Here is a 2,584-nt window from a genome sequence, read left to right as displayed (position 1 = left end):
GCGCGGGCGGCCGCCCGGGGCCGGCCCCGCGGGGCCCGCCCCCCCCCCGTTCCCACCCCCCCCCCCGGCGCCCCCCCCCCCCCGGGCCCGGCCGCCCCCGGGGGGGGCCCGGGGCCGGGGGCACGCCCTGCGGCCTCGCCCGACGGGCTCGACCTCGGCCCCGCACCACGACGGCCGGAACGGCCTCAGCAGCCCAGCGAGGCCCCGTCGTCGTCGAGGTAGGCGCTGGCGAACCAGCCCTTCTGCCCGGTGCCGGCGACCTCTCCGTACGTCCACAGCTTGTTGCCGTTGACCGCGGTGCCGATCTCGAAGCAGTAATAGTTGATCTTCGTGCCCTTGGACACCTGGCCGAGCGCGGCGCACGAGGTGAACGGTCCGCTCCGACGCGCCAGCGCGGACGCCGTCACCGTGCCCTGGCCCGGCTGCCGGTCGACACCGACCTGCCCGCAGGAGGCCGCGGACGCCGTCGGCGCGCTCACCACGAGCGCCGTACCCGCCATCACGGCACTCGCGGCGAACACACATGCCTTGCGCGACCCACGTCCGAGCGCGCCGAAGAGTTCTGCCATGGGGTCGGTCCCTCCCACTTGTGTTGCCCGATCACTGATGTCGATCAGCAACGCTATGAAGATCCGCTCCGACCAGCCCCGGAATGTGGGCGATTGACGCAATGACGCCGGACCACATCGCCCACGCGAACCCCTACGGCCGTGCGATGACGTACTCCAGCTCCAGCTCCCCCGGGGCGCCCGGCACCGGCGCGGTCCCTCCGGTCGGCACGAACCCCGCCTTGCGGTAGAACGCCTCTGCGCGGGCGTTCTTCTCGTGCACGAAGAGCCGTACGCGGTCGAGCCCGATCCCCCAGGACCACTCAAGGGCGGCGTCGAAGAGCGCTCCCGTCACTCCGGCCGTGCTCCCCCGGTGCTCCGGCCGCACGAACACCCCCACCAGATGCCCCTGGCTCTGCTCGACGGCCGTCCCGAACGGGTCCTGCGTCCCCGCCTCCTCGACCAGCACCGTCACGGAGCCGGACCACACGCCGTCCTCGGCCTCGGCGACGATCTGCTGCCGCGCGGTCGTCCCCTCCGCGGCTCCGGCGGCCCGCTCCTGCCAGAAGGCGTCGGACTTCGCCGCCGCGTCCTCGTACGTCTCCAGGAACGCGAGGTGCGCCACCGGGTCCTGCAGGGCAGCGAGTCGAAGCTCCTTCACCAGGGCCCACTCGTCGGAACGTATAGAACGGATCACGTGACTCATGGGAGCCACGGTAGACCCCGCCTACGGCCTCTTCCCACCGGATATCCACCCTGCCGCATCCCGCCGTACGGCCCCCCGTCATGCTCTTCCCTGTACGACGCAGCACTTCGGTGGACAGACACCGCACAACCAACTGCCAGCGCGCCAGGGAGAAAGCCGCATGCCCAAGGTCCAACTCGACGAACTTCGCCATGTGATCCACCCTCCGGGCAAGCTGGAGAGCCGGGCGGAGCACTGGGCCGGCCGCCTCTACATGAGGTCCCTCTCCCTCCGTGTGACCCGCCACCTGCTCGACACCCGCATCTCGCCGAACCAGATCACCGTGATCATGGTGGGGGCGGGCGTCCTGTCCGGAGTGGCCCTGGCCCTGCCGGGCCTCGGCGGCGCCGTCCTGTCCGTCGTCTTCATGCAGTTGTACCTGCTGCTGGACTGCGTGGACGGCGAAGTGGCCCGCTGGCGCAGCCAGTTCAGCCCGCTCGGTGTCTACCTGGACCGTCTCGGCGCGTATCTCGCCGATGCCGCCGTGATGGTCGGCATGGGCATCCGCGCCTCGGAGATGGGCCTCGACCCCTACCTGGTGGCGGGTCTCGCGGCGGCCATCGGCGTACTGCTCCTGAAGTCCTCCTCCGACCTCGTCCACGTGGCCCGCTCCGACAGCGGCATGGAGAAGGCCACCGACCAGTCCGTCGTGCCGCGGTCCACCGGTCTCGCCAGGGTCCGCCGGCTGGCCTCGGCCGTCGGTCTCCACCGGCTGGTCAACGGCATCGAGTGCACGCTGCTGCTGCTCGTGACCGCGGTCGTCGACCTGGCGCTCGGCGACCTGACAGCCACGAAGATCGCAACCATCGCGGTCACGGCGATCGTGTGGCTGCTGGTCCCCGCCCACATCGTCTCGATCGTCGCGTCGTCCCGCCTGAAGTAGCGCGCAACGCCGGGAAACAGGGAGCGGGGGCGGCCTCATGACGAGGCCGCCCCCGCTTTTGCCGCTCTCGGTTCTGCGTGTCCCGCTGCTCCTCTGCCCTCCCGGCCGATGCGTAGCAGCCCGGCCCTTGGCCGTCGCCCGGTCGTCCGGCTGCCGTCACCGGGGCTCCGACAGCCGGTACGAACTGCCGGAGGCCGAGCCCGACCAGGCAGAGAGTGCTCCTGCGCCGGCCGAGCCTGACGCGCTCATGACTATCCAGGAAACGCGAAAAAGCCCCAATCCCTGGGCTGTGCCCAGGAATTGAGGCTTCTTCTCAAAATTAGTTCGGCGGCGTCCTACTCTCCCACAGGGTCCCCCCTGCAGTACCATCGGCGCTGTAAGGCTTAGCTTCCGGGTTCGGAATGTAAC

3 protein-coding genes and 1 rRNA gene are annotated in these 2,584 nt (G+C 70.7%); 1 reads left to right on the top strand and 3 read right to left on the bottom strand.

The genetic code is table 11. The features are described 5' to 3' along the window. Positions 1-185: 185 nt before the first annotated feature. Together ACZ4IF_RS17275 and ACZ4IF_RS17270 are read right to left on the bottom strand one after the other, a co-directional pair. Entirely contained in the window at positions 186-569 is a 384-nt protein-coding gene (locus tag ACZ4IF_RS17275; protein WP_095935247.1) for an SH3 domain-containing protein, read from the bottom strand. Positions 570-702: 133 nt separating this feature from the next. Then, entirely contained in the window at positions 703-1,254 is a 552-nt protein-coding gene (locus ACZ4IF_RS17270) for a GNAT family N-acetyltransferase (RefSeq protein ID WP_467563735.1), read from the bottom strand. 160 nt (positions 1,255-1,414) lie between these two features. Here ACZ4IF_RS17270 and ACZ4IF_RS17265 point away from each other — a divergent pair, with 160 nt between their 5' ends. Next, entirely contained in the window at positions 1,415-2,176 is a 762-nt protein-coding gene (locus ACZ4IF_RS17265; RefSeq protein ID WP_467563733.1) for a CDP-alcohol phosphatidyltransferase family protein, read from the top strand. A gap of 322 nt (positions 2,177-2,498) precedes the next feature. Here the strand turns inward: ACZ4IF_RS17265 and rrf are convergent. Next, positions 2,499-2,584: ribosomal RNA gene (rrf, locus tag ACZ4IF_RS17260) — 5S ribosomal RNA — on the bottom strand; the annotation flags it as partial.

It is taken from the genome of Streptomyces sp. NPDC025784 (assembly GCF_055558435.1).
The sequence above is the reverse complement of the archived record's forward strand: the minus strand, read 5'-3'. Positions and strand labels throughout refer to the sequence as shown.

Excerpts from the sequence above, each read along its gene's own strand:
- ACZ4IF_RS17270 (WP_467563735.1), bottom strand. The coding sequence starts at position 1,254 with ATGAGTCACGTGATCCGTTCTATACGTTCCGACGAGTGGGCCCTGGTG.
- ACZ4IF_RS17265 (WP_467563733.1), top strand. The coding sequence starts at position 1,415 with ATGCCCAAGGTCCAACTCGACGAACTTCGCCATGTGATCCACCCTCCG.
- ACZ4IF_RS17275 (WP_095935247.1), bottom strand. The coding sequence starts at position 569 with ATGGCAGAACTCTTCGGCGCGCTCGGACGTGGGTCGCGCAAGGCATGT.